This window comes from Pedobacter superstes (assembly GCF_037622515.1).
In the GTDB taxonomy this organism is placed as follows: Bacteria; Bacteroidota; Bacteroidia; order Sphingobacteriales; family Sphingobacteriaceae; genus Paradesertivirga; species Paradesertivirga superstes.
The window spans coordinates 151,320-176,610 of sequence record NZ_JBBJCN010000003.1; the positions used below are offsets into that span (position 1 = coordinate 151,320).

At 41.1% G+C, this 25,291-nt stretch carries 14 protein-coding genes; all 14 read right to left on the minus strand.

Annotated features, from left to right (window positions below; all coding sequences use genetic code 11):
• Positions 1-133 precede the first annotated feature (133 nt).
• Positions 134-1,555, minus strand: a complete 1,422-nt coding sequence (locus WG906_RS09555; RefSeq protein WP_339992362.1) for a glycoside hydrolase family 28 protein — start codon at positions 1,553-1,555, stop codon at positions 134-136.
• 176 nt (positions 1,556-1,731) lie between these two features.
• Positions 1,732-4,602 carry a glycoside hydrolase family 2 protein gene (locus WG906_RS09560; protein ID WP_339992363.1) on the minus strand — a complete coding sequence of 957 codons (2,871 nt, stop codon included), beginning with the start codon at positions 4,600-4,602 and terminating at the stop codon, positions 1,732-1,734.
• Positions 4,603-4,610: 8 nt separating this feature from the next.
• Complete coding sequence (locus tag WG906_RS09565) at positions 4,611-5,684, minus strand: glycoside hydrolase family protein (RefSeq protein WP_339992364.1); 1,074 nt, start codon at positions 5,682-5,684, stop codon at positions 4,611-4,613.
• 5 nt (positions 5,685-5,689) lie between these two features.
• Positions 5,690-8,629 (minus strand): glycosyl hydrolase 115 family protein, encoded by a 2,940-nt coding sequence (locus WG906_RS09570; protein ID WP_339992365.1) that lies wholly within the window; start codon positions 8,627-8,629, stop codon positions 5,690-5,692.
• 70 nt (positions 8,630-8,699) lie between these two features.
• Positions 8,700-11,546, minus strand: coding sequence for a glycosyl hydrolase (locus tag WG906_RS09575; RefSeq protein WP_339992366.1), 2,847 nt, complete (start codon positions 11,544-11,546; stop codon positions 8,700-8,702).
• A gap of 10 nt (positions 11,547-11,556) precedes the next feature.
• Complete coding sequence (locus WG906_RS09580; RefSeq protein WP_339992367.1) at positions 11,557-12,777, minus strand: oligogalacturonate lyase family protein; 1,221 nt, start codon at positions 12,775-12,777, stop codon at positions 11,557-11,559.
• A 1-nt stretch (position 12,778) separates the two neighbouring features.
• Positions 12,779-13,567, minus strand: coding sequence for a polysaccharide deacetylase family protein (locus WG906_RS09585; protein ID WP_339992368.1), 789 nt, complete (start codon positions 13,565-13,567; stop codon positions 12,779-12,781).
• A complete protein-coding gene (locus WG906_RS09590) occupies positions 13,568-15,103 on the minus strand; it encodes a rhamnogalacturonidase (protein WP_339992369.1) in 1,536 nt (511 codons plus the stop codon).
• A 2-nt stretch (positions 15,104-15,105) separates the two neighbouring features.
• Positions 15,106-16,416 (minus strand): rhamnogalacturonan acetylesterase, encoded by a 1,311-nt coding sequence (locus WG906_RS09595; RefSeq protein WP_339992370.1) that lies wholly within the window; start codon positions 16,414-16,416, stop codon positions 15,106-15,108.
• A 2-nt stretch (positions 16,417-16,418) separates the two neighbouring features.
• The gene (locus tag WG906_RS09600; protein WP_339992371.1) at positions 16,419-18,839 is read right to left on the minus strand and encodes a glycoside hydrolase family 95 protein; all 2,421 of its coding nucleotides are present in this window, start codon (positions 18,837-18,839) and stop codon (positions 16,419-16,421) included.
• A 1-nt stretch (position 18,840) separates the two neighbouring features.
• Entirely contained in the window at positions 18,841-20,214 is a 1,374-nt protein-coding gene (locus tag WG906_RS09605; RefSeq protein ID WP_339992372.1) for a glycoside hydrolase family 88/105 protein, read from the minus strand.
• A 394-nt stretch (positions 20,215-20,608) separates the two neighbouring features.
• Positions 20,609-22,162 (minus strand): sialate O-acetylesterase, encoded by a 1,554-nt coding sequence (locus WG906_RS09610; protein WP_339992373.1) that lies wholly within the window; start codon positions 22,160-22,162, stop codon positions 20,609-20,611.
• Between the two features lie 98 nt (positions 22,163-22,260).
• Positions 22,261-23,367: an SGBP N-terminal domain-containing protein gene (locus WG906_RS09615; protein WP_339992374.1), complete on the minus strand. Its 1,107-nt coding sequence runs from the start codon at positions 23,365-23,367 to the stop codon at positions 22,261-22,263.
• 154 nt (positions 23,368-23,521) lie between these two features.
• Complete coding sequence (locus WG906_RS09620; RefSeq protein ID WP_339992375.1) at positions 23,522-25,282, minus strand: RagB/SusD family nutrient uptake outer membrane protein; 1,761 nt, start codon at positions 25,280-25,282, stop codon at positions 23,522-23,524.
• Positions 25,283-25,291: the final 9 nt, after the last annotated feature.

Sequence of the window (25,291 nt, forward strand, 5' to 3'; positions counted from 1 at the left end):
TATAAGCAATAATCAATTTACTTAGCGCAAATTCATTTCATCTTAGATGAAATGAATTTAACGCCCCATGTATCTAAATAAATATTTAATTAAAATGTCTCATCCCGGCTCCGAAAACCAATAATACCAGCGTCTATGGGTTAACGTTTTGCGAGCTGGTGACCTGTATCTTGCTGTTATCTTTTGTTTGAATAGAGACATTCTTAAATGTCCAATCACTTGCATTTTTTATTGAACCAGCAGTATTCGCTGTGATATTAATATCAGTAAAGTTAAAGTTCCTTAAAGGCTCCTGATCTAAACCATCGGCAAAAACGGCTTTACGTGCACCATCGGCTTTAATATTTGAGATATAGACATTTTTGAAGTGAGGAATGCCCTTGACCGGATCAACTCTTTCTACCATTTTTTTCCAATGCTCCGGAACGGTATTGATATCATATCCTTCGGGAAGGGTTGAATAGCTATAGCTCGGGTTCCAGTTAGGGGTTATTTCAAGGGCAGTTCCAACTCCCGACATTTCAATATTATCAATATAAATATCCTCTATTGTACCTCCACGATTTGTGGCAGATTTAAAGCGAATACCAACACCTGTACCATTGGCTTTAAGATTTTTAGCCAGAATATGACGCATACCGCCGGAAGTCTCACTTCCGAAAGTAATTAAGCCTCCCCCTTTACGGGATATACAGTCGCGAATTACTATATATTCAGCCGGACGGTTTACTCGCAAGCCATCCCAGTCTCTGCCAGACTTGATACAGAAATTATCATCATTACAATCGATATCTGAATTTTTCACCAGAATCCAGGAAGAAGAGTCGATATCAACGCCATCAGTACTTGGACCGTGTCCGCCAATATTGTTCTGAATAGTTATCCCATCAACCGTAACATATTTTGAATATAGAATATGAACTGTCCAGAACCCGGCCTGTTGAAAAGTCAAGCCTTTAATAAGGACATTTTCCGACTCGGATACCAGTAAAGTACGGGGACGCTTAGCATCATAATCCACAATCCATCTTAATTTTTTAGGTTCATATTCTTTTCTCAAAGCCCAGTAAGAATCCCAAAATGGTTTGCCCTGAGCATTTACAATTCCTTCGCCACTAAGTCCCGCGTTTTCCTGTTTAATAATATTAATCAATGCGGCAGGCCATTTCATTTCTATGCCGGCAACACGGGTATCAATATCCGGATAATCACTAAGATTCTGACTTCCTAAAATTTCTACCCCTTTATCAATTTGCAGAAATACATCTTCCTTAATAAACAGCGAGCCTGTTAAATACTGACCCGGAGCGAATACCACTTTCCCTCCGCCCTTATTAGAGCAGGCATCAATCGCTTTTTGAATGGCCTGTGTGTTAAGAGTCTTTCCGTCATTTATAGCGCCATAGTCTTTTACATTAAAGACCCTGGCCTTGATTTTCAGCTTTCTTACACCAACTTTTGAGGCCCAGGCAGGATCTGCTGCAAAAACAGTTACAGCTGTAAGGGTTTGAATGACCAGGAATAATAGGATTACTCGCTTCGCTGCTTGAATCATGTTTATTTTTAATATGGTTATATTGCTAAAACATGCTTTAATTGGGCTTAACCAGCAAAAATGAATTAGCAGAGATATTTGATAATTAGTGCCCAAGATTAATAAAAAAAAGGGGATTATGCATCCTGCAAATCCCCTTTATGGAATACCATTCCAGTAATAAATCAGTTACTTTTTTAATCCGTCAAAATATTCTCCTTCGGCATAGTAAACTGCTTATTATCATCAGATGGCTTAGGTAGGCCAAAATAAAATAACAAGGTCCTTTTTTTGCTTCCATTTATGTGATTCAATTCGCCCAGGGGACCAAGATTCCGAGCATTCGGGCTAACTCCCAGCGCAAGCTTAGATCCCATAGGAGGAATAGCATCCAGGAAGGAAATATTTCCTACAGGAAGTACAGGATGTGAAACCGGACCGGTCAATCCATAAAAGTCGAACAGACGCACGAACATATCATTGTCAGGCGATGCTACCGTGAATTTTCCCTGCACGGTGCTTAGTTCCATCCACGCTATTTCTGAGAAATAGCCTTTAAATTCAGGATAAATCCATGGTGCACTTCCGGTTTGAGTATTATTATACCTGTTTTCCCAGACATTCAATGTCGCTCCGTGCAACCTGTTTTTCCAAACGCGGCTCGGGCCCTTTCCTAACCATTTTGCACCTAACACATAATTTTCAGGATAGTTGAAACTTACACCTGCAAATTGATAATCACCGTTTAAAGAATATTCGTAAGTCATTTCAAGCCATCCGCTGGGGTTCATTTTCCAGCGTACATACTTCATATCGCCTGTATATGAAGATTCAACAACATAACTGTCACCTTCTTTAAAATGCTTTAATCCTGTAAAAGATGCATTTCCGCTTACCAAAACAGGGCCATCTTTAAAGGATAAGGCGGCACTGCTTTCATTGGCGAGGCTATTTAGCTTGCCGGTTTTCTTATTTATGCTTACCGTAATACCGGCTGCACGCAGGGTGATTAATGAATCAGTTTCATTTGCAGCTACAGCAGCACTACCTATCGCCGGAGAAAGTGTTTTTTCCAATAAACGCGCGTTACTCCCTGTCTTCCAAACCCATCTGTAAATTTCATTTTTAAAAGGGTCGAAGGCTGATACTGCCAGGCCATCGTAATCTTTCCAATCTGCAGGAAGGCTTATCTTTAAACTTCCTTTTGCTACCGGGGCGATAGAGGGAGCATTAAAATTTCCCTGCTTAACAGAAGTGTAACCAGACCGGGAAGCATTCTGCTTGTTAAAATTGATCAGTTCCCATTTAAAGGTACACTGGTTTAAATTAGTAAAATGATACCGGTTCTCTACATCTATTTCTCCATTGAAATTTGCAGGAAGTTCCTTTAATGTTATTCTAACTGGCGAGTAGATTTCACGTATAGCATAAAAACTTCCTTCTTTTTCCCTGTGCGGACCAACAATTCCGTCAGGAGCATTTACACCATTTACGTCAATAATATTATTCTGATCGGTACGAACAATTCCTTCATCCGCCAGGTCCCAGATAAAGCCGCCACCACCTTTTTTAGCGTTCCAGTGCAGTTCCCACATATCTGCAAGCGAAGAAGCAGCACCGCCATCATCCTGCGCATGAAGGAACTCTGTAACCATATAAATATTCGTGTCGGCAAGAATTTTCTGAGTGCTGTAATAATCCTCATAATGATTTGCGTCGATGCCGTTAAATGCATTTCCGGGGCGATGGTGTCCATGAATTACTGTACGATTTGATAAATCATATTTTCCGTAGTCATCATCCAGATCAAAGTTATGTCCGCCTTCATTACCATTGCTCCAGAAAATTATAGAGGGATGGTTTGCGTCGCGAATAACCATTTCTTTTACCAATGGGGTACCAGCTTTTGTGCTGTAAGCCTTTTGCCATCCGGCTAATTCATCCAATACATACAGTCCCAAAGAATCGCAGATATTAAGGAAACTCTTATCGGGGGGATAATGCGAACAACGAACAGCGTTCATGTTCATTTCCTTTATCAACTTCACATCCATCAGATCTATTTTAGCATTTACAGATCGTCCGCTTTCGGGCCACCAGACGTGACGGTTAACGCCCTTCATTTTGATTTTTGTCCCGTTTACATAAATACCGTCCTGCTTTCTGACTTCGATAGTTCTGAAACCAAATTTTTCCGTAGTGCGGTAAACATTCTTACCGGCATTTTTTATATAAATGTTCGTACTGTAAAGATTCGGTGTTTCGGCGGTCCACAGTAAGGGGTTTTGAACTGAGGTTCTCAGATTTACCATTGTATCCCTTCCCGAAGTTTTTCCTCTGGCTGTGTTTATAATCTTTCCTTTAGAATCTATAATCTCCGCCACGATATCTCTACCCGCCTGTGCATTTTTCAAATGAACATTCACCCTGAAAGAACCATCCGCCTTAGCATCAATAGCTGTCCAGGAAATATGTTCTTTAGGTACCGCTTCCAGATAAACAGGGCGGAAAATCCCACCAAAAATCCAGTAATCAGCAAGGCGCTCTGCATTATTAACAGAGTTATCTGCCGACATTTTGCTTACGATTGCTTCTAACTGATTTGACTTTCCATATTTCAGCTTATCGCTGATATTGTATTTGAAACGGTAGAAAGAACCCTGATGAACCGGACCGGCTGATTTACCATTGATTTTCAGTTCAGTATCGGTCATCGATCCTTCAAACACAATAAAAACGTCTTTACCCTGCCAGCTTGCAGGAACATTAAAGCTGTGGCGATAAATTCCTTTTTCATCTGCGAAGCGAAAGTTTTTACCGAAGGTTACATAATCACGGCCGTAATTGTATTCGCCGAAACCTTGCTGTTCCCAATGCGAAGGAACCTGTATTTTGGACCATACCCCACTTTTACGTCCGCCGGTCACCCAAAAGTCCCATGCAACGGTTTTTTCATTATCTGTACCTGACAGGTATTGTATTTGTTTAGTTATTCCCGACTGAGCAAAAACCTGGACGGCAGTTAAGATTGAAAACCCAATGGCTAAAAGTCCCTTTTTAAAATTCATATTTGGTATTATTTTTTCTTTTTAAATTTAACATATACAGGCTTATCTCTGTCTACAGAAATCACACCTTCTTTATATTCCAATTCTGCTACCTGTATTAAACTCCTGCGCGTTTCCACGCCATCGGCTGCAGGTTTTTTCGTCCTTCCGGGATGAGTAAAATAATAAACATAAGCTCTGTCGCCGCTTACAACTACATCTGCATGACCTCCAATTGCCTGATCTTCAGGCCCCTTGCCAGGTTCTTCCAAAATACGTTTGGGCTGGCGTGTCCATTTGGTTAAATCATCAGAGTAATACAAACTCATGCCTGCCCAATTATCAACCAGCATCCAGTATCTATTCTTCCATCTGAAAATTTTAGGCCCTTCTCCCCCTCTGTCTCCTACGGCTCTGCCCTTCAGATCCCAATTTTCAAGGTCTTTACTATCCGCATAGTAAATGGATTTCCCATCTTTTTCATTATTGTACCACATGCGCCAGGTACCATCATTCAACTGATATAAACTGGCATCAATTACTTTATCATTAATCAATGCTGCTGTCGATTTATAATCCCAGTTAATCAGGTCGCTGCTTGTTAGATGCAGGATATTCCGTGGATGGCTCCAGTCGGTAAAAATTCCGGGAACATAGGTAAGAAACATGTGGTAAGTCCCCTCAGACTCAAAAACATCGGGGGCCCAATGGGTATAATCTTTTGTCGGACGAAAATTAATATTTGCGGTATCACGGTATTTCCATGTGGCACCGTCTTTGGACTCTGCAATTCCGATTCTTGTGCCATGAACCCAGGTTACGCCAGTTTCCTTAACAGCATTGGCACGTCGGTTGGTGTAAAACATAAACCATTTTTTCTCTTTCTTATTCCATACAATAACAGGGTCTGCAGCTCCATCGAATATGGGGTCCCGGAACAAGGGTTTATCAGCCAGTTTACCTTTCTTTTTCTGAGCAAAACACACATCAGAAATTAACACCACACCACATACCACTAAGGTAAGGGCAAGAACTTTTCTTAGCTGAAAAGACGTAAGAGTTAAGTTTCTATTTTTTATTTCTGCGTATGTTTTACAAATCATATCACTCAATTCTTTTTTGTTTCCGGGATAGCACTATACCCTTTTTTTAATCCACCGAAGTCTATTACAATCCTATCCATAATAACTCCCGGATCTATCATATAAATTCGTAAGGTATGCTTACCCTCATTTATGGATTGTCCTTCGACTTTCCGGATGGCGCTATTTCTTAAAACATTCTGTTTCCACTCTTCGCTTCTTCCTGCCGTTTTAAAATCAACAATTTTTACCGGGCCATTATCAACAGAAACAGCATAGCGCATACTGTAATTGCTATTAACCGGATGGGTTGGTAAGGTAAAAATATTTATTACCGGAAGGCCGGATGTGACTGAATAAAAATCGTATTCAACAGACGGTGCACTATTTATCAGATCCCCGGGAACTTTTAGTGAAGGAATATTGACTCCTTTAAGAGGCAGGGCCATGAGGCTTTTATCAGTAGAAAAGCCATCAATTAGCTGCCATCCCTGATTTTTTTTATTGGTATTTCTGCTGAAATCAGACGCATTTATAGATATGAATCCATCCTCTTCTATAAACCCTTTAAAATTAGCCAGTTGTGGCGGAACAGAATTATTGGCTCCGACATTCACGTCCAGAGTTTTACCATCGGCTGTAAAGCTGATTTTACCATTCTGTCTTCCGTTTCGCGGAACTTTATTCCAGTCCACACTAACCCATATCCGGATTTCTCTTTTTCCGGCTTGAGGAATCAAGGAGCCGGAGCGCTGAGAAAGGCTTATCCAGCCATCTGCCCGTGCGGACCAGTTAAGTGTTTTATCTTCACTAAGAAAAATATCTATGAAGTATTTTTTATCGCTTGTACGATTAAATACCGGGAGCACAAACTGAGCGTTTCCTTTAGTTATTAAGGACGAATCCTTAGTCACAAAACCTTCCGGCGCGATGCTCCAGCCTCCTGTTTTGCCTAAAGATATCTCTGGTAACACAGGTTCTTTATACACAGGTAAATTCCGCGGCTCCATAGACATTATATGTTTCCATTTACCATTTACCAATTGATTGTTGTAATATTCTGTCTCTTTTACAATATCATTATATGCCTGTTTTGACATGGCAGCATAATCAGATGCGCTTGCACGGCTTTGTTTAGCATAGAGAAAGGCCTTATCCCTGTAAAGGAATTTTTTATTCATCAGCGAAGCGCCAATCACCGGATAATAAACCAGCTGATAAAACGCATCAGCATCCTTTGCGCTAATCTCCGGACGTAGTGTTTTCAAGTCGGAAACCAATTTCTCATAGCTATCAATGCGGCGCTGCGCTTCATCACCATAATAGAAATGATTATAATCAGAATATTTTGTTTGAGTTGTTGGTTCAGTTTGGCTCCAGCCCATAAACTCCGGACGGCGTTCAAAAGCGAGCTGGTAGTAGTTCCAGAGAATGGAGCTGATCCGTTCAGCTTTAGCGGCACCAAATACAGAAGCCACCCAGTTTTTTAAGTGTGTTTTTGAATAGGAGCTTTCTTTAAATGGCTCGGCCTGGTAAGCCATATCCATAAATTGCTGGATATTATATTCCAGCGGCTTAATATCGCCCACATTCAATACCCATAAACGGTCAGACCCGGTTTGATAAGCTTTCATCATCTCTTCGCGGATTAATCCCGGATGGGTGGAGCTTAGCCATAAATAATCGTGCGGACGCCCCCAGTAAGAAGCATGATAATAAACTCCCGAACCGCCAGAGCGCTTATTCTCTTTCTCGTCGTTTAATCGCTGAATGTATCCGTAATTGTCATCGGGCCATACCACGGTAACATCATCAGGAAGTTTGATATTGCTGTCGTATATTTCAAGAACCTCTTTATACACTGTAAATACCTGTGGGATGGCCGCCACGTTAGCATTCACATGCTTTTTAAGCATTCCCCGCTGCTCTTCAATAATTTTTTCCAGTAACGGAACAGCTTCTTTTACACTTTTAACACCCTCCATACCACTGTCGTGAACTCCACGCATTCCAAGGGTATAAATGGCATCATTGTCTTTGCTTTCTTTTACACGGCTGTCCCAATAATTATAGATTTTCTCTTTGTTGGTGATGTAATTGAAGGCGCCCATGCTCTTATCCCATTCGCCCACATTGTTACGAAGCATAGGTTCGGCATGAGATGAACCAACCACGATGGCATAATCGGCAGCTACTTTTTTGTTTCCGGGATAAGAATAAAAAGCTTTTGTACTTGGGTGCATGGCCGGCCATATAAGATTAGCCTTGAGACGAAGTAAAAGTTCGAATATCTTAGCGTAAGTCTTTGGACCAATATCGCCTGTTTCGAGCTCGAACGTTTTGGCTGCCCAGGGTTGCAATCCCCAGTCTTCGTCATTTAAAAATATGCCGCGGTATTTTACAGAAGGTGTTGGGGAAGTAAAGCTGCTTTTGCTAAAATAAATCTCATTATGTTTTACCGGATTAACATCAGCCCACCAGTAAAAAGGTGAAACACCAATCAGCCTGGATAGTTCAAACACGCCAAAAGCAGTTCCCCTGGGGTCGCTTCCGACAATAACCAGAGCCTGTTTGACATTCGGCGCGGGATTGTCTACGATGGAAATTGTGAAAGTTTCCCATCTTCCCTTAAGGTTATCGACTTTGAGTTTTTTACTTTCAATTAAAGCATCAATAATTCTGGAACTTCCTAAGGTACCAATTAGAACCTGCTGAGAACCGGCATCTGCATTTATCGTTCCGGGAGCGACTCCGCTAACAAGTTTTACATCATTTCTAAAAGCCTCAGCCGCAATTCGTACGACTTCCGCATCTGCTGCATCACTATAAATTGCAGCGGCCTTGCCTTTTACAACTAATGGAAAAGAATTGCTTAATGGTTGGAATGAGACAGAAATCTGTGCTATTGTACTTTGAATACTAAACAGACACAGTAGAATTATATAGTTCTTTTTTTGCTTGTACATTATCTTTAAATCCCTTCAACGCCGGTATTTACGGGTTGATAATTTTTGAATTTGCAAATTTAATCTCCAATTATGGCTTAACGCCCAACAAAGGAGTAATTGTCACCGGACCTAACAAACCCGATACTCTGGGCTGCCATTTAGCAGCGGTGAAAAGTCCGTCGGCCCCACGGTTTGCCCCCATCCTTGCAGGCATATTGGTATTATAAAATTTCTTCCAGAAAATATTGTTTCGATCCAGATACGCGGCTCTGTTAGCCATAGAATTGGACACCTCAATCACCAGTGTATTTAAACGCCTTAATTTATCAGAGGGCACTTCCAGCTGATATACCGGGCCCAGAACCGTTCCAATATATTCTCCATTAAGCAGTATCCTGGCGCTTTCTTCCACTTCTCCTAAATTTAACAACCAGGTTTTAGCGGATCCTTTAGGTTTTTTAAAGGTAATTGTATAACTGGCAGTTCCTGAAAAATCTTTCACTCCTTCAGAGCTAAAGTTCGTCCATGATTCAAGTTTAGAAACATTTAAAGCAGCAGGTAAAGCTGGCCCGCCATTCAAGAACATGACCTTCCATTTTCCTTCAATAGGATATGCCTCTCCCGCTGCAACAGTATAGGGATGGGTGGTGACATTAACAGAAGAATCAGAAGTTTCCAAAATCATACTTTCGCCTCTGGCTATCTGCAGGTAAACTTCGGTTCGGTTGTTTCCTTTACGGATACTTCCATAGCCTGTTTTCTCCGTCATTGGGTTAAATAATGCAATTGAAGAAACCGTATTCTGCAGAGGAATCCACCCGTTTATGTCTTTATTGCCAGAGTTTACTATAAAATAATAAGACCCCTTCTCATGTTTCCTGCGTATCAGTTGCAAACCATTATCCACCATGCTCTCGCGAATAATATTCATCGAGGTTAGGGTTTTGTCTAAATCATCGGCAATTAAAACGCTTCCACTACCCAGAACTGCTTTTTTAATTTCACTTGCTGATGAAAACTTTAAAGCGGACATCAGCTGTCTGAATTCCGCCTGTTTCTGTTCCAGATTTCCCAAACCAGGAACACCGGACGGGGTATTTTTATAAAATACAATGGTGGCCCCGTTTTGTGCCAGAGATATTAATTTTTGGAATGTAGCTAAGGGCATAAATTTAGTCGCAGGCACTACTATCGTTTTGTAGTTAATTCCCCCGGTTTGAACTGATCCATTAGCCGCAGAGGTATTCAAAATCTGCGCATCAGAAATGAAATCAAAACTGTGGCCTTTAGCTTGTAAAAGCCGGGCGCTTTCTTCAAGGCTTGTACCTTTAAAACCATGGTCTATTCCGTCAAAATGCTGAAGAAGCGTTCTTCCGGGAGTAGCATAGGTATCATAAATAGGCAGATAAAGCAAGACATCATTATCCGGCTTTCCTTTTTGCATAAACGACTGCACATGCGCTACATAATTATTCAGCTTTCCAAAATCTTTCCAGAACGTGTTATTTGGTGTAAAATGCACTGCTGCATAAAATAACCAGCCTGGCCATGCTTCATTTTGAGGTGTATAATTTGCTCCGTGATAAAATGTATGATTAATTCCGCCCAGCAGAAAGAGGTCCATCGCCTTTTTTACGTCGCCAAGCTTCGATAGAAAATGTTCATTTTCCCATGTGGCCGACTCGGATGAGGTTAATAGTTTTCCGGTAACGTGAGCCGCCGAAGAGGCAAACTTCAAACGCAAAATATCAGAACCTTCTGTTTCAGGGATATCAGTAGCGGCGTACAGATCAAGAATGTTGGCAGGTGAGCCATGTGCCTGGTTGCGAATTATTTTTCCATGGGTTTTAGCCCAGTCGTGCCATGTTTTGGTATAATTCTCAAGAAGTAGATCTGAAATAGTTTCCCTGTAATCCGTCAGTACACGGCTATTCTTCTCCTCAGTGTCTTTAGAAAATAAGGCTGGAAGATAGTTCCTCAAATCATAGCCTCTTCGTTTCTGAAACTCTTCAAACAACCTTGGCGTCCAGTTTGCTTCACCCTGGGCATCATCAACTTCATAGGAGTCGTTGAAGAATCCCCTTAATCCGGAGATATCTGATTTTTTAAACGCTGAATCGAAATATTTCAAGTAATTGTCTGTAGCTGCTTTCGAAAAATGGTCAATAGCATAACCCTCACCACCCGGACCCGCGCGCTCCACCATTTTACCATGCCATCCCTCAAAAGCCGCATAGATATTCCAGTTTCCGGCAGGAGCTGTCCAGTTCAAATTTCCCGAGGCATCCACTTTTTTGGTTAAATTTATCACCTGCCCGTTATCAGAATACGCCATTACAGCTTGCAAAGGCAACGGTTTTGGGAAGCGAACCTGATCGAACGCGTGTAGCTGCAAATCAGGATTTGAGGCTATAGGCTCTTTTAATTTTGAGATATCGATGCGCTCTCCCACAGTTCGAACCATGGCAGGCTGCATGAATTGAACCGCCTCCTTTAATCTTTCCCCGGTTTTCAGCGAATAATTCTTGTAGGCTATATATTTACTGGCATCATCATCGGTAACCCATGGACCGCCAAAAGGCCATCCTGATGCCTGAGCCATATCAATGCCTAAATCCAGACGCTTGCCTTCGCTTAAAGTATGCTTCAGCATTCCCAGCCACTTGGGTGATAAAAAATCTATAAATTGTTTCTCATAGCCTTTAACTCCATATATGGGAGTAATTTCCAGGCCACCCAAACCAGCTTTCTGATATTCCCCCATTATCCAGCTAAGGTCCTTTTCATTTACCGCACTTCCCTCCCACCACCAGCGTGTCCATGGTTTATTCTGCTGAGTAATTTCAGGCCATTTGGGTGCTGTTTGTGCAAAGCCGGTGAAAGAATTTGCAATCAGCGTTACCGTTAGTGAGCTTATTATAAATTTGCTTTTCATGTGAATTCCCTTAATGAATGTGATCCTCTTCGCCTTTGGCTATTTCGACGGCGTAAACCTGACTATCGCCTTCAAAATTAGCCCTGAATATTACCCATTTCCCATCAGGCGAAAAATGCACATTGGGTTCTAATTTATAGCCATGAGCCTTCATGTTAACCAGTCGCTCTGCTTTAAACTTGTCGCCTTCAGGTCTGAAGAGGTAAATCCACATTCCATCCGGAGCTTTGGCAACCTGGCCGGCATCTCCGCCATCACCGGCGAAAAGTTTTTGATCTGGCGAAACATTAAAATGAATAGACCACTCATTTCTTTGAAGCTGATATTTTTTCTCCTGCCCCGATTTTAAATCCACGCCTGTTAAATAAAATGTGGTACTCCTTGGCATCTGATGATCAAACCAGATAGTTTTACCATCAGGAGAAAAGAATTCGTGGCCAGCGATCTCCATATCCATAGTGCGGGTGTGCCGTTTTACAACCTCACCTGTTGAAATATTAATTGTCCAGATACGATCCACTTTATGCCATGGTCCTTCCTGACAGAACATTAAAAGATTTTTGTCTTCCGGAGAAAACTGAACGTGACCAAGCCAGGTATTTTCTGTATGGATCTTCTTAAGTTCACCTGTCTTTATGTTTACGGTAAATAAAGTATTCGGAATATTCGCATCGTAAATACGGTTAAAATACTGACTCTTTTCCGGATATTGTTTTAAAATTTCCTTTTCGGTACTCCCATCGCTATATCTTCCGGCTAAAACTGTTTCATCCGCGTTGAGAGTAGATATTGTTGCCTTAAAATCCGCTGGAAACACATAAAGCAGCCGGGTCTTCTTTGTTTTCGCACTGCTGGCAAAAACACTGTCATTGATCTGGTAAACAACTTCCTGAGCTTTATGGGCAACAATTTCTCCACGCATAGGTGAACTTTGATTAGTCACCTGTTCTGTTTTGAACGTTTTCAGATCAACTGTATAAACCTGTTTACTATTAGAATTGGTATTATAAAAAAGCATTTTATTGCCAAAGAAGGGATTATTATGAAAATAAAAGCTGGCATTACTTCCGGGTACGCGCGACAATTTTACTATTCTATGTCCGGTATCTTTGTCTATCCATTCGTTTGGCATAGGTTTTTTTGCACCGGTTTCTAAGCGTTCCTGAGCGACTAAGCAGAGGCATGGTAATAAAAACAGTCCGGCTAATACAGCAATATTTTTCACTTTCATCTCATTTAGTGTTAGTAAAATTGGGGGTTATCAGATCAAAGGCCTTTTTTGAATTTATGTATTTCTTCAAATCACGTAAGGCGATGACTTTATACTTATTATCGTGTAAGTATTTCAGATATTCTTCAAATAAATTTAAAGGTGTTGTTACCCATGGGTGCGCCTCATCAGGAACGCCGTGAATAGTAAGCACCACAATCCGGCCCTCTTTTGCCCTGTTAAATGCTGCATAAATATCCTTGCTGTTATCGCCCGAGGTACTATAGCTCGGAATCAGGTAAGGATGATCTTTTTCTGGTTCATAGGGTCTTGATCCTCCTACTCTGGCAAAAAGGTATCCTTTATCTTTTAACACCTGAATGGCGGAAGGATGTGTATCATAACCCGGATAAGCGAAACTTGTTAATGCTTGTTTAACTTTTACATCTTTAGCCTTATTCTCAATATAGTTTAATTCATTAATAAAACGTGCCCGGTCCATTTTGTTAACATGGGTATGGTTTTGTGTATGGTTAGCGATCTCAAAACCCATTTTATTCAATTCTCCTATTTGTTCCCAGCTCAAATATTTTGTTTTATCGCTAAATGCGGGCTGCAAGAACTCAGCGATAAAAAATGTAGCCCCAAACCCATACTTTTTTAAGAGCGGCGCAACGTTAGAATAATGACTTAAAACCGCATCGTCAAATGTGAGAACTACCAGCTTATTGGGTACAGATCTCTTTATAATTTGAGAATACCCGGTCAAACCTGTAAATATCAGTAACCCTATAATCAGCTTATTAAGCATTTAAAAACTTTTATCCTTAACCGTATTTATTTTGGTATTCTTCAACATATTCCCTCCTGTCGATTCAAAACCCGAAACATCTTTTAATACCAAAACAGGAGACGTTCCGGCCTTTTGCGCCCTTACGTTATTCAGTTGAATTCCCTTAACATCAATCAGCATAAATGCGGGCCTTATTTCCCTGCCTAAAAAGCTTACCTCAACATTGCTGATTTCAAAATTCCTGGCATGGCGGATATAAAAACCATAAGAAGGTATTACACCAAACTTCTCGGGTTCAGGGTAAGCTTTTTCATGTTCAGGAACTACTTTTTGAATCTTCGATTCTGCCGAATCCAGAGGTCTGTAAAATATGCGGATGTTACTCAGCTTCACATCCTCGATATCGTTACCGGGAAGGCCGCTGATCAGGGAGGAGAAATGCGAATCGGCATTATAAACCATTAAGTTATTAATGGTCACTCTTCTTAATTTCCCAACAGGCACTCCGGCAGGGCCACGCATCCGGCCACCTAAACGCAAAAATATCGGAGAATTCACTATATCTCTCATGGTAATATTACTGATGGCAATATCTTCGAGTAAGCCGCCATCTACGGTTTCTAAAGCTAGCCCCCGGCAAAATTCGAACACACAGTTAGAAATAGTGATATTTCTGAAACCGCCGTTAGACTCTGTACCAAATTTTATTCTTCCGGTAGGCCCTTCTCTGTCGGGAACCATTTTATATTCGTCGCGTTTATAGGTTCCGTTAATAAAAGTCCCCCTGTCAAAACCGGTTACCTGGCAATTTGTAATCGTTACGTTTTCTGTAGCCCTTGAAAAACCCAGGGCATAAGAACTTTTCAGACAAATAGCATCGTCCCATGGCGAATTTATACTGCAGTTTGAAATCCGCACATTGCGGCAGCAATCAATATCCATACCGTCACGATTGGTATCCATCTTTAGGTTGTCGATGGTTAGATTATCTACACCCGTTGCAAGGATTGCAAAATGCCCCCCGTAAAGGACTGTGAAATCTTTCAGTATTACATTTTTACATAGCTTCAAAGCGATGGCCTTATTTCCGACGGGATTTCTCGCAGAAGCATTTCTTACCAGCCCTTTGCCGTAAATAGTACCCGGTCCGAGAATTGAAATATTCTCTAAGTTCTCGCCCCAGATTAAGCTATTACGCCAATGACTATGGCCAAAATCCTGGTACTGATATTTATCTCCCCATTCATTTGGCTCGGGAACATCGTACCCAATACCTCCCTGCGGACTTGCAGCAAGAATGGTGGCACCTTGTTCAAGGTAAAGAGTAATGTTACTTTTAAGCCGGATAGAATAACTTAAATAAGTTCCTGCCGGAAAATTTATAGTACCACCTCCCAACATTGCTGCCGCCTCTATAGCTTTATTAATTGCCTCCGTATCTAAGGTCGTACCGTTCCCGGCAGCTCCATAAGCTTTAACATCGTAGGTTGCTGCCCATACCGCATTCGATGCAGTTAACAGAACTATTGAAAGAAACAGCTTTAGTTTCCTCATCTTTAATTTCCGTCAGGTTTAACGATACTAGCCTTTGGACTGGCCGGCCAATTGAACGTTTCAAAGGAATCTGGCCTGGCAGGATCAAATGCAGGCATATCTACTACAAATTTCGAGATGCCCAACTTTTTATCCTTAATAGCGGATGCAATAATTTTAGCGATCTCATAAGCACCATATGTATTAAAGTGGGTATTATCATTTAAATTCAATTCCGGATATATAACAAACGCCTTTTTAGAATTTTCGGGGCCTAATGTTTCAAATAACCTGGTCGTTAAAGAAGTAAGATCGATTAAGGGAACATTCACTTCCTGTGCTACCTTTTTTGCTGCGTCAGGATAATCGCCATGAGTATTATTCATTTTTCCATCCTGGCCGAAAGAACGACGGGCGGTCGGGGTAACTATAACCAGATGACCACCTTTGCTCTTAACTTCTGTTGCAAAAGTGCGCAGGCGTTCACTATACGATTTATAGGGCCCATCATTCGGCCCTTTCTCTTTTTCATCGTTATGACCAAATTCTACAAATAAGTAATCTCCCGGTTTCATAATGCTCAGAATTTTCGCGAGCCTCTTGCTGCCGATAAAACTTCCTAAAGACAGACCAGACTCAGCGTGATTGGAAATAGCCACACCAGGCTTAAAGAAACGGGGAATCATTTGCCCCCATGACGCCCAAGGTTCGTCGTCCTGGTTTACCACTGTAGAGTTTCCTGCTAAGAAAACTGTGATCTGGTCATCAACCTTTTCAATTTCAACGGCATTAACAGCAGTTTGAAGGTCGAATTCAAGAGTTAGTTTATCATCCCAGTCGAGCTTGGTAAGCTCTCTCGGCTTTAAGCTCACCTGGCTTGTTCCATTTATATTACGATCCTTGACATGAACAATGAAAGTTTCTGTCCTGAATTTCCCTGTTTCGGTTTGGGCATTCTCAAGCATTAATCTGCGTGATTCTGATTTCACAGTAGTTGCTGTTTTTCCTTGTGAATCTCCCAGGGTTAAAGTCACTTTGTAATTCCCTTCAGGCACTTTAACCGAAAAATAAAACGGCTTATCGCTTTTTACAAAGTCGCTTTTCAGTAAATCATTTCCGCCACGGTCAACAGACTCAGGACCTGTTCCTAAATCGAAACCGTAACCTTTTTCCGCCGAATAAATCGTACCCGGAGTTACTGCGGTATAACCCTTTGCTGCTTTTTCGGTTCCGAAGTCAAATTTTAAAGAATTTGACACCTGGCTTTTTGTCTGCACAGCACATGCTGTAAATAAAACTGCTGTTACTGCTAACAGAGAAAACTCTCTCTTCATAATTACTGTTGTATAAATAATTCGTATTTCGCTCCCTTCTTAGTTGGGAAAGAAGTTAGGTATTGTGTACTGTTATTTAAGTTTACTGTTGAAGTGGTTAGTTCCACACCTTTCACCTGAATTTTTTGGATTGTGCGAAGCTTAATGGTGTTACCCGCTTTAGAAGTAACAAATGCACGCGCCAACTTGCCATCAGACCAAAACATGTCAATATCAAAAGCACCTCGCGCAACCATTCCTGTAACATGTCCGTTTTTCCAGGCTGCCGGCAAGGCTGGCAATAATTGAACTTCACCTAAATGACTTTGGAGAAGCATTTCCGCAATTCCTGATGTTCCACCAAAATTTCCGTCGATCTGGAATGGAGGATGGGTATCAAACAAATTATTCAAAGTCGAGCTCTTTAAAAGTTCCTGGTACACTTTATGAGCATGATTGCCATCTAAAAGGCGGGCCCAGAAATTAATCTTCCATGCCTTGCTCCAGCCTGTACCTTCATCGCCACGAACTTCCAGGGTTTTACGTGCTGCATTTGCAAATTTTTGATCTATGAGGGGAGAGATTTGGCGGCCAGGATGTAAACCAAATAAATGTGAAACATGACGATGTAGCGGATCGGCATCTTCCCAATCACCATACCATTCCTGCAGGTTGCCCTTTGCTCCAACTTTAAGAGGACTAAGCATGCTTCGCTTTTCCTTAAGCAAGGCAGCAAATTGTTTGTCTGTACCTAAAATTTCACTCGCTTCGATGATATTAGTGAAAAGGTCCCAGATAATTTCCATATCCATGGTAGATGCAATGGTTACATTTCCCTTGGTGCCATCAGGCATTACATACACATTTTCAGGTGAAGTTGAGGGCGCAGTTACCAATTTGCCATCTTTTTCAACAAGCCAATCCAGACAAAACTCAGCAGCTCCTTTCATCAGCGGATAAGCAGTTGCGCTAAGAAATTTTTTATCTGAAGTAAAGCGGTAATGCTCATACAAATGCTGGGATAACCAAGGGCTGCCTAATGCCCAACTGGCATATTTTGGATCTCCCTGCACCGGATTAGTCAGAGCCCATATATCCGAATTATGATGAACCGCCCAACCACGCATATTATAAAAGTTCTTTGCTGTGGCTCTGCCATTGATTGCCCAGCGGTTTATGTGTTCAATTAATGGTTGTGTTAATTCAGAAAGATTAGTTTGTTCTGCCGGCCAGTAATTCATTTCCACATTAATATTCGTAGTATAATTACTTCGCCATGAAGGTCTGATTTCCTTATTCCAGATACCCTGAAGATTTGCAGGCATTCCGCCGGGCCTTGACGAGGATATCAAGAGATACCTTCCGAACTGAAAATACAATTCTTCTAAAGGAACGTCTGTAGATTCCTTCTTATAATTGGCCAACCGTTGGTTAATCGGAAGATTCGGCGCAGCTCTATCAGTTAATGAAACTGTTAAGCGATTAAAAAAAGACTGATAATCTTTAATATGCGAATCTAACAACTGAGCATAAGTTTTCTTTAATGCAGGGTTTAGAAAGCTGATTGCCTTTTTTTCTTCATCAAGTCCCTGCCGGTCCGGATATTTATCAAAACCATTAAAACTGGTTGCAGCCGACAAATATAGAACTGCTTCTGTAGCACCAGAAACGCTGATAGTGCTATCCTGGGCTAATATTTCCCCGTCTTGAGAAACTGCTTGTACTCTAAACTGAAAGCGCATTCCATCATTATGTTCTGCATCCTCATAAATTAAAGGCTTAGGTGTTCTTCTGGCATCGTTCGTAATCCGGGCTTTTCCCTTTAAAACAAGTTGATTATGGGCGGTTACGGAGGTTGAAAACTTTAATGGATGACTGGCGCCAACTTTAAAATTCAAAGTTTTTGCTTTATTTGACTTTAATCGAATTACGATCACCTGGTCTGGTGCAGATGCAAACACCTCCCGTGTAAACGTCACCCCATCAACGGTAAAGCGAGTTGTCGAAGTAGCATTGGTAATATTCAAGTCCCTGTAATAATCTGTAGGTGTGCCGGTATACTGCTGGCTTATTTTAAGGTCGCCTAAAGGCTGATACATCTCAGTATCCGGGCCCTGCATGTTTTGCAAAGTCCTTGAGGCTTTTGAGATACTATCCTGAAAAAGCAAATTCCTTACCGTAGCTAGATAGGCAACCGCTTTAGGATTAGGATTGGGATCAACCGGGCCCCCAGTCCATAAGGTTTGTTCATTTAGTTGTATGAGTTCTTCATCAGGCCTTCCGAAAACCATAGCACCCAACCGGCCATTCCCAATAGGCAAGGCTTCGTTCCACTCTTTTGCAGGCGTATTATACCATAAAACATACGATTTTTGCTGAGCAAAAACCGTATGTGCTGTTGTTAAAAAAAGGACTAAGATTACTATTTTTCGTGAATACACCATTCTATTTATACATCTGAACAGAACTGTCATTGATCTCAAACGGATGCTGCTGAAGCATACGGTACATTTCGGCTCCGGCTAAAAGTACCGGACCATAACTATGGGCAGCAAATACATTTATCGGGCGATAATAATAGAACGCCGGATCGAAGCCCATTCCTGTTCCCACACAAGTACCCTCAACCTGACCTTTTGCATTTACTTTTGTACTTACGGCGTTCCAGGCAAGCAACGCCATTGGACCATAAGCCTTTGCATCCAGCCATCCTTTATTAATAGCCCTGGAAATACAATATGCATAAATCGCTGTGGCGGAAGTTTCAAGATATGAATCATTGCGGTCAAGCAGCTGGTGCCAGAAACCTGTTCCATTCTGACGCATTGCCAAACCATCGACATGTTTTTTCAGCATGGCAACTATGGCAGGGCGACCCGGATGATTTGCAGGGAGGGCATCTAAAAGTTCTACTTTAGTCATGATGGCCCAGCCATTTGCACGGGCCCAGTGAAACTGCGGATGCGGATTCATATCCTGAACCCAGCCATGCATGTATAGTCCTTTTTCGTTATTAAACATTCTTTTTGAGAACAGCTGATACTGCTTAACCGCTTCATCAAAATATTTTTTATCCCCTGTTAAAACACCCATCTGAGCTACAGCAGGTAAGCTCATATACAAATCATCCAACCATAAGGTATTGGGTTGGGGTCTGTTTCGGGCAAGTGTTCCGTCTTTTAAACGAAACTCTTTTGTCATTATATAATTCAGATAATTATCAATAACCGGTCGCAGATCCGATTTGATTTGACCTGTTCTTTGTGCTTTAATCATAGCAGCTGCCATAGATCCTGCATCATCTAATGCATGAGGCTGTAAAACCGAACGAACAGGGCTATTGGCTCCCACATCCGTTTTCAATAAGTCTTTATACCTGGAAACCACATCGGCAATGTAATTGATGCGATTTATAGTATAATCTGTATATTTTTTATCCCCTGTGGCAGCTCCGGCTTCCAGCATACCGGTATAGGTTACTCCCCACTCATAGCTAATTAAACGATAATCCCCCTGTTTGAAAATTGAGTTAATGTTAGCCGATTTCAAGTCCACCTCTGCTTTAGAAGTTTTATCAACCAGCTGCATAGGAGTCCCTGCATTGAGATAGTTGTAGACCCTGTCAAGTACCACTTTAATATCCGCTGGTTTCGTTTCTCCGTAAGGAGTAACATAATCCGGTTTCAAAAGATGCAGGGGAGTAGTCACATCGTTACCTGTTCCGGTGGTGTATTGAGCGAAAGAAGGTGCAGTAGCGGATAATATCAATCCGCAGGTTATAAAAACTTTATGCGCCTGATTTTTAGGGAATTTTAACATGAAATAATATTAGGTTTATAGAAGAATTTAACTTTTTTCTGGATAGCATGTTTCCATAAGAGCACAATGTACTATAGTGAAGCTTTTCAGCCATTAGAAAATTTGCCCTCATTATGTGGTATAAAATGGTTTAACTTAGGGATCCCTAAGCTAAGGAGTTTTTGCATTATTGCTATCCTGCTGCATCCTGCTTTGTCATTTATTATGGAACAAAAGGCATTTCTGAAACAGAGATGTTACTTTAGAAAGCCCAATAAATATGAAGTGTATGCTATAGGTGTTTCTTAGCGAAGAACCTGGCAAGATTTCGTGCATACTCAAGGAGCTATTCGAAAAGATCAAAAGGATAACGCTGCCTCGCATTATCCTGAATAATAAACTTATTGTTCGTTTTTTAATTATCCGTTCGGAAAGGTGAGGCTGGCAATCCAGCTTTATTATATAAACTTATTAAAGGATTTTTACCCCATGCATAGCGAACCGCTACAGGCCTGGCAATGTCCGGACTTGACACAACTATAGTATTTCCTTCAATCTTTGCATCGGCCCAAACAAATTTTTTATCCTCACCAGCTATTGCAAAGCCCTTTAATAAACCGCCCTTAGCCTCTAAACCACCGTCTGTATGCTTAAATTGCAGTCGAACGGTATTACCTGCGGTCTGCATTTTATCGTATACTGGCCCTGAATAGGTAATTTTCTGGCCATAAGCAAGAGCTAAGCCGGCAAGCGACAGTCTTCTGCCTATTTCCTGCTTATTTTTCGGATGGATATTTCCCGGGTTGTTAGAGTCCGCATTATCAATGGCGACAACCATAGCCGTATTTGGAATGGAAAGATTCTGCAGTTGAGCATGGCGAACAGTCACCATTGGATCCTCTTTTACCGGTTCTGTAATCAGTGCCTGATGATTGGCAAGCTGAACGTACAGGAAAGGGAAATTGCCCTGCCCCCATCGCTTTCTCCAGTCGGCTACTAATGTTTCCATAAGGTCCTTATAAATATCTGCGGTGGGACCATTAGATTCTCCCTGATACCAAAGCGCTCCTCGTATTGCATAAGGAACCAGGGGAGATACCATCCCGTTCCACAGTACACAAGGATTATGCTGATCTCTTTCAGGATTTTGCATAGCGGAAGGTTTTTTAGGCAATGTTTTCCCTTCCGCGCGGGCCTTGGCCGTATCGATCTTCCATTGTGCTACTTCGCGCTCTGATTTATTCCGAAGTGAAGTATCTCCATATCGTTTCATTTTATCATCAAAGTTGCTTAGCAGCTTTGTATATTTCGGATTGGCCTCAAGCGCAGGCTTACTTATCCATGCCTCAGCAGTGCTTGCACCAAAAGAAGTAACCACAAGCCCAATCGGTACGTTTAGCTTTTTCTGAATATCACGGGCAAAGAAATACGCTGCTGCGGAAATATGGCCAACTGTTTTGGGAGATACGATTTCCCATCCGACCGTTTTAATTTCCTTCAGTACAGGGATACTTGGAGTAAAGTCGGCATCTAATACTCTGATAAGAGGATAATTCGCGTTTGCTACTTCTTCCGCTTCATTAAATACACCTGCCCATGAGCGGTCTTCTTTAGCCACTGTCATATCCATATTCGACTGGCCGGAACAAAGCCATACTTCACCTACATATACATCTGATACAGTTATGGAATTATTCCCCTTAACTGATATTATAAATGGCCCGCCTGCAGAAAGTTTATCGAGATACAGCATCCACTTACCTTCCTTATTGGCGGTGACTGATTTATTTTGCTTTATAAAAGTTACAGATACTTTTTCTCCGGGAGCGGCCCATCCCCAAACCGGAACGGGTTTATCACGCTGGAGAACCATATGGTCAGAAAAAGGGCTGGCAAGTTTAATGTCGGCATAGGCCGTTAATGAAGCGGCAATTAAAAATATAATAGTTAGAATTTTTCTGAAATGCATATGAAAAAATTGGTTATAAGGCACAATATTAAGCGTATGGGTTTTAAGTCATGTACAGAACTATATAAATCACAAGAATTTTACTGAAGAAAATGCTATCAGTCGCCCAATCCCTCAGGGACTTTTAATGGATCAACTTCATTCATCACCTGCGACATAGGGATATATTTATTTCCAACTACTATAGCATATCTCCAGCCTCCGTAACTCATTACAGCATCCCAAATATCAGTCCCGATATAATATCTGTTACGACCCTTAATTTCCAGGTTATCCGAATACAAATCATTACTTGCCTTTGGGTCATAGCACTCGAAATACAAATTTCCATCAACTTTTTTATACCCTTTGACAACTATAAATTGAGTACTTAAAGGGGTATTTAAGAGATAATATCTGTGTGTATGTTCTAAAGGTGTAGGATTATAACGAACTCTGGACATATTTAATTCCAGCATCACCAGATAGCCCTTATCAATACAGTCAATAATCTCGGCATGTGAGGAAGAGAGTGACACCAGTTTCCAGCCGACAGCAAATTTAGAGAGGCTATTTGTGATATTTTTCGTTGAAAATGGATTGGCATTGGATACACCCATCGAAAAGTATTCAGGATTTTCGCTATCCCGTAAAGATTGTACATCAAGGGATACAAATTCAGTTCTATGACTAAATTTCATAGCCATGGCGAGGCAAGCGGCTCCGCCGTTTATATGAGAATACTTTCCTGAATTTTCTTTACCAAAATACCACTCATAATTCCGGGTAATCCTGTTGTCTGCTTCTAAATTATTGCCAAGTCCTATTCGTTTATGGTTGGATGTAACTTTAACTGTCCAGTTAGCATTTAAGCCATTTGCCGCTATAACTGTGTAGATTACAGGGTTAATAAAATTATTTTGGGTAGCGCTGCTTTTTTGTTCAATATCATTAACCCTGGCAGTGGCGCCTTTGGACAATTGAAATACCGCGGTGAGTCGATCACGTGGAATATAATCTGCTATTTCAACTACAATTTCCCTTTTCTGTTTATTAATTGCCGTAAAGCTCCCGTTGTTAAAAGAAAAATTAATAATCTCTGACTCTTCAGTTGAGATTGAACCGGATTTTTCTTTTTTACACCCTAAGGAGAATATCAATAGAAATGCGAGAACAATATGCAACAACCTGATTTTACCTAAAAAGAATATAGCCAATGCTTTCATAGGAATCTTCTGTTTTTAATAATTGACATATCTCAATGGTCCATTTGCATTTGTTAGTCCTGCAGAAATTAACGACAACCCGCTTATTAATAAAAATCAAAAATGGCCCACTTACAGAGGGCCATTTATATTTAAGCAATTAATTGAAAGAATATCACTGCCATTTAAAAGGCAAATACCAATTCGCTTCATTAGATAGCTTGACCCTTACTTCATTTGCAGTAGCCATATCGCCCTTCGCTTCGAATTTAGCCGCTACTTTATTTGCCAGGTAGTTCGGATCCTCAGCTCTTCGGCGTTTAGCGATACGTAATAAATCCTGCCAGCGATTACCTTCAAATGCCAGCTCTAAAGCAGCTTCTTTAATAATTATATCTTCCATCGCCCGAATAAATCCGGGTTTATTTGTAAAAGCTTTACGTGGATTCCCTGGAGAGGAAAAATCAAAAAACTGTACAGAATCAACCTTAGCTGGCGCTAAACTGACTCTTCCCCGGATTCCGCTGTTGCGATACCATGCAGCTCTAAAACGCGGAGCTTCTCCATTACGGCCATCAAAATAATATGGAGAGCTGAAATTCGGGAAGTCAGACTGCATAATATTGGTAACATTGGAAGGAAGACTAGCGGGTCTGAAAGTACTTGAAATGCCATTATTAATCAAAGCATAAGCAAGGCTGTCCTGATTATCATGGATCGCTGCCTCAGACATTCGAAGATGTAATAATGCCGCTCTGTAAAGGGTCCATTTACCACCTGTCTCAAAAGGTGTAGTAGGGTTATAAGTGGCAATTAACTTATCAATTACCGGACTAATTCTTCCAACATAGCTATTCCCCTCACCCCTGTGTATATCCCTTGGGGTACCATCACCTAGTGTTTGTCCATCCCAGTTTTGAATAGCATTGGCTGAAGGTTGAATTAAATACTTGCCACCAAAATAAGCATACATCTCTATAAAAGGATTTTTGGGACTGAACCGTTTATCGAAGGGAATATTATTAAGAATTTCATAGTATGACCCCCTTTCGCCAAAAGCCTGATTAAATGCGAGATCCCAATTCGCATTTCCGCCTCTTGATGCAGTAAAGGAAGACACTTTGTAAGTCTCATACCATTGTTCACTATCCATAGCAGGATATTCCACATCAGCATAATTCATTACATCATGATAATAAGTAGCCGCCTTTGTCCAGTTTCCTTTCCAAAGATTTAAATCACCTAAAAGAAGTTTTTTATTAATAAACATCTTGGTAGTATTATAACCATCAAGATTTATCAACAATGAATTTCCTGCGGGAATAGGATTCATCCTGGGAAGAGCCTCAGTAAACTGAAGAATATTAGTAAGTAATTGGTCGAAAGAGATAAGAGGATATTTACTCTCATCCTGTACATCCTGTATACTTTCTAAAGGCTCGGTAACATACGGTACGCTCCCGTAATGAATACCTACCTGCAAATAGACCCAGCTGCGCATTGCACCAACTTCAGAATAACGAATATCATATTCCTCCTGAGTGAGACGCTTATCTGCAAGCATACGGTCGAAATTTTTCAAAGCATCGTTACAGTTGATAATAATCTCGTAAAAAGGTTTTGGATTAGCCCAGGGATTGTCAACGGTAACGGAATGGGTATTAATCTGCCTCAAATATTTATCAGAATTTACAGTAACATCTTCAAGATCTGCCCTTAACTCATTTAAAACCATGTACCGGTCGGCGATGCCCGCTAGCTGGCCATACAGCCCGATAATAACTGCATCGGCATCGAATACATTTTGGTAAGCTTTATCATATTCCAGTGCATCCTCGGGTGCAATGTCTAACAGTTTCTTACAGGAGATTGTGCTTATGCTAAGCGTAAGCAATAAAACGCTTTTGAACAACCAGCCTTTTATATTTCTTTTCATACTTTCTTT

Coding starts and splice junctions, on each gene's coding strand:
- WG906_RS09555 (WP_339992362.1), bottom strand. CDS start 1,555: ATGATTCAAGCAGCGAAGCGAGTAATCCTATTATTCCTGGTCATTCAA.
- WG906_RS09560 (WP_339992363.1), bottom strand. CDS start 4,602: ATGAATTTTAAAAAGGGACTTTTAGCCATTGGGTTTTCAATCTTAACT.
- WG906_RS09565 (WP_339992364.1), bottom strand. CDS start 5,684: ATGATTTGTAAAACATACGCAGAAATAAAAAATAGAAACTTAACTCTT.
- WG906_RS09570 (WP_339992365.1), bottom strand. CDS start 8,629: ATGTACAAGCAAAAAAAGAACTATATAATTCTACTGTGTCTGTTTAGT.
- WG906_RS09575 (WP_339992366.1), bottom strand. CDS start 11,546: ATGAAAAGCAAATTTATAATAAGCTCACTAACGGTAACGCTGATTGCA.
- WG906_RS09580 (WP_339992367.1), bottom strand. CDS start 12,777: ATGAAAGTGAAAAATATTGCTGTATTAGCCGGACTGTTTTTATTACCA.
- WG906_RS09585 (WP_339992368.1), bottom strand. CDS start 13,567: ATGCTTAATAAGCTGATTATAGGGTTACTGATATTTACAGGTTTGACC.
- WG906_RS09590 (WP_339992369.1), bottom strand. CDS start 15,103: ATGAGGAAACTAAAGCTGTTTCTTTCAATAGTTCTGTTAACTGCATCG.
- WG906_RS09595 (WP_339992370.1), bottom strand. CDS start 16,416: ATGAAGAGAGAGTTTTCTCTGTTAGCAGTAACAGCAGTTTTATTTACA.
- WG906_RS09600 (WP_339992371.1), bottom strand. CDS start 18,839: ATGGTGTATTCACGAAAAATAGTAATCTTAGTCCTTTTTTTAACAACA.
- WG906_RS09605 (WP_339992372.1), bottom strand. CDS start 20,214: ATGTTAAAATTCCCTAAAAATCAGGCGCATAAAGTTTTTATAACCTGC.
- WG906_RS09610 (WP_339992373.1), bottom strand. CDS start 22,162: ATGCATTTCAGAAAAATTCTAACTATTATATTTTTAATTGCCGCTTCA.
- WG906_RS09615 (WP_339992374.1), bottom strand. CDS start 23,367: ATGAAAGCATTGGCTATATTCTTTTTAGGTAAAATCAGGTTGTTGCAT.
- WG906_RS09620 (WP_339992375.1), bottom strand. CDS start 25,282: ATGAAAAGAAATATAAAAGGCTGGTTGTTCAAAAGCGTTTTATTGCTT.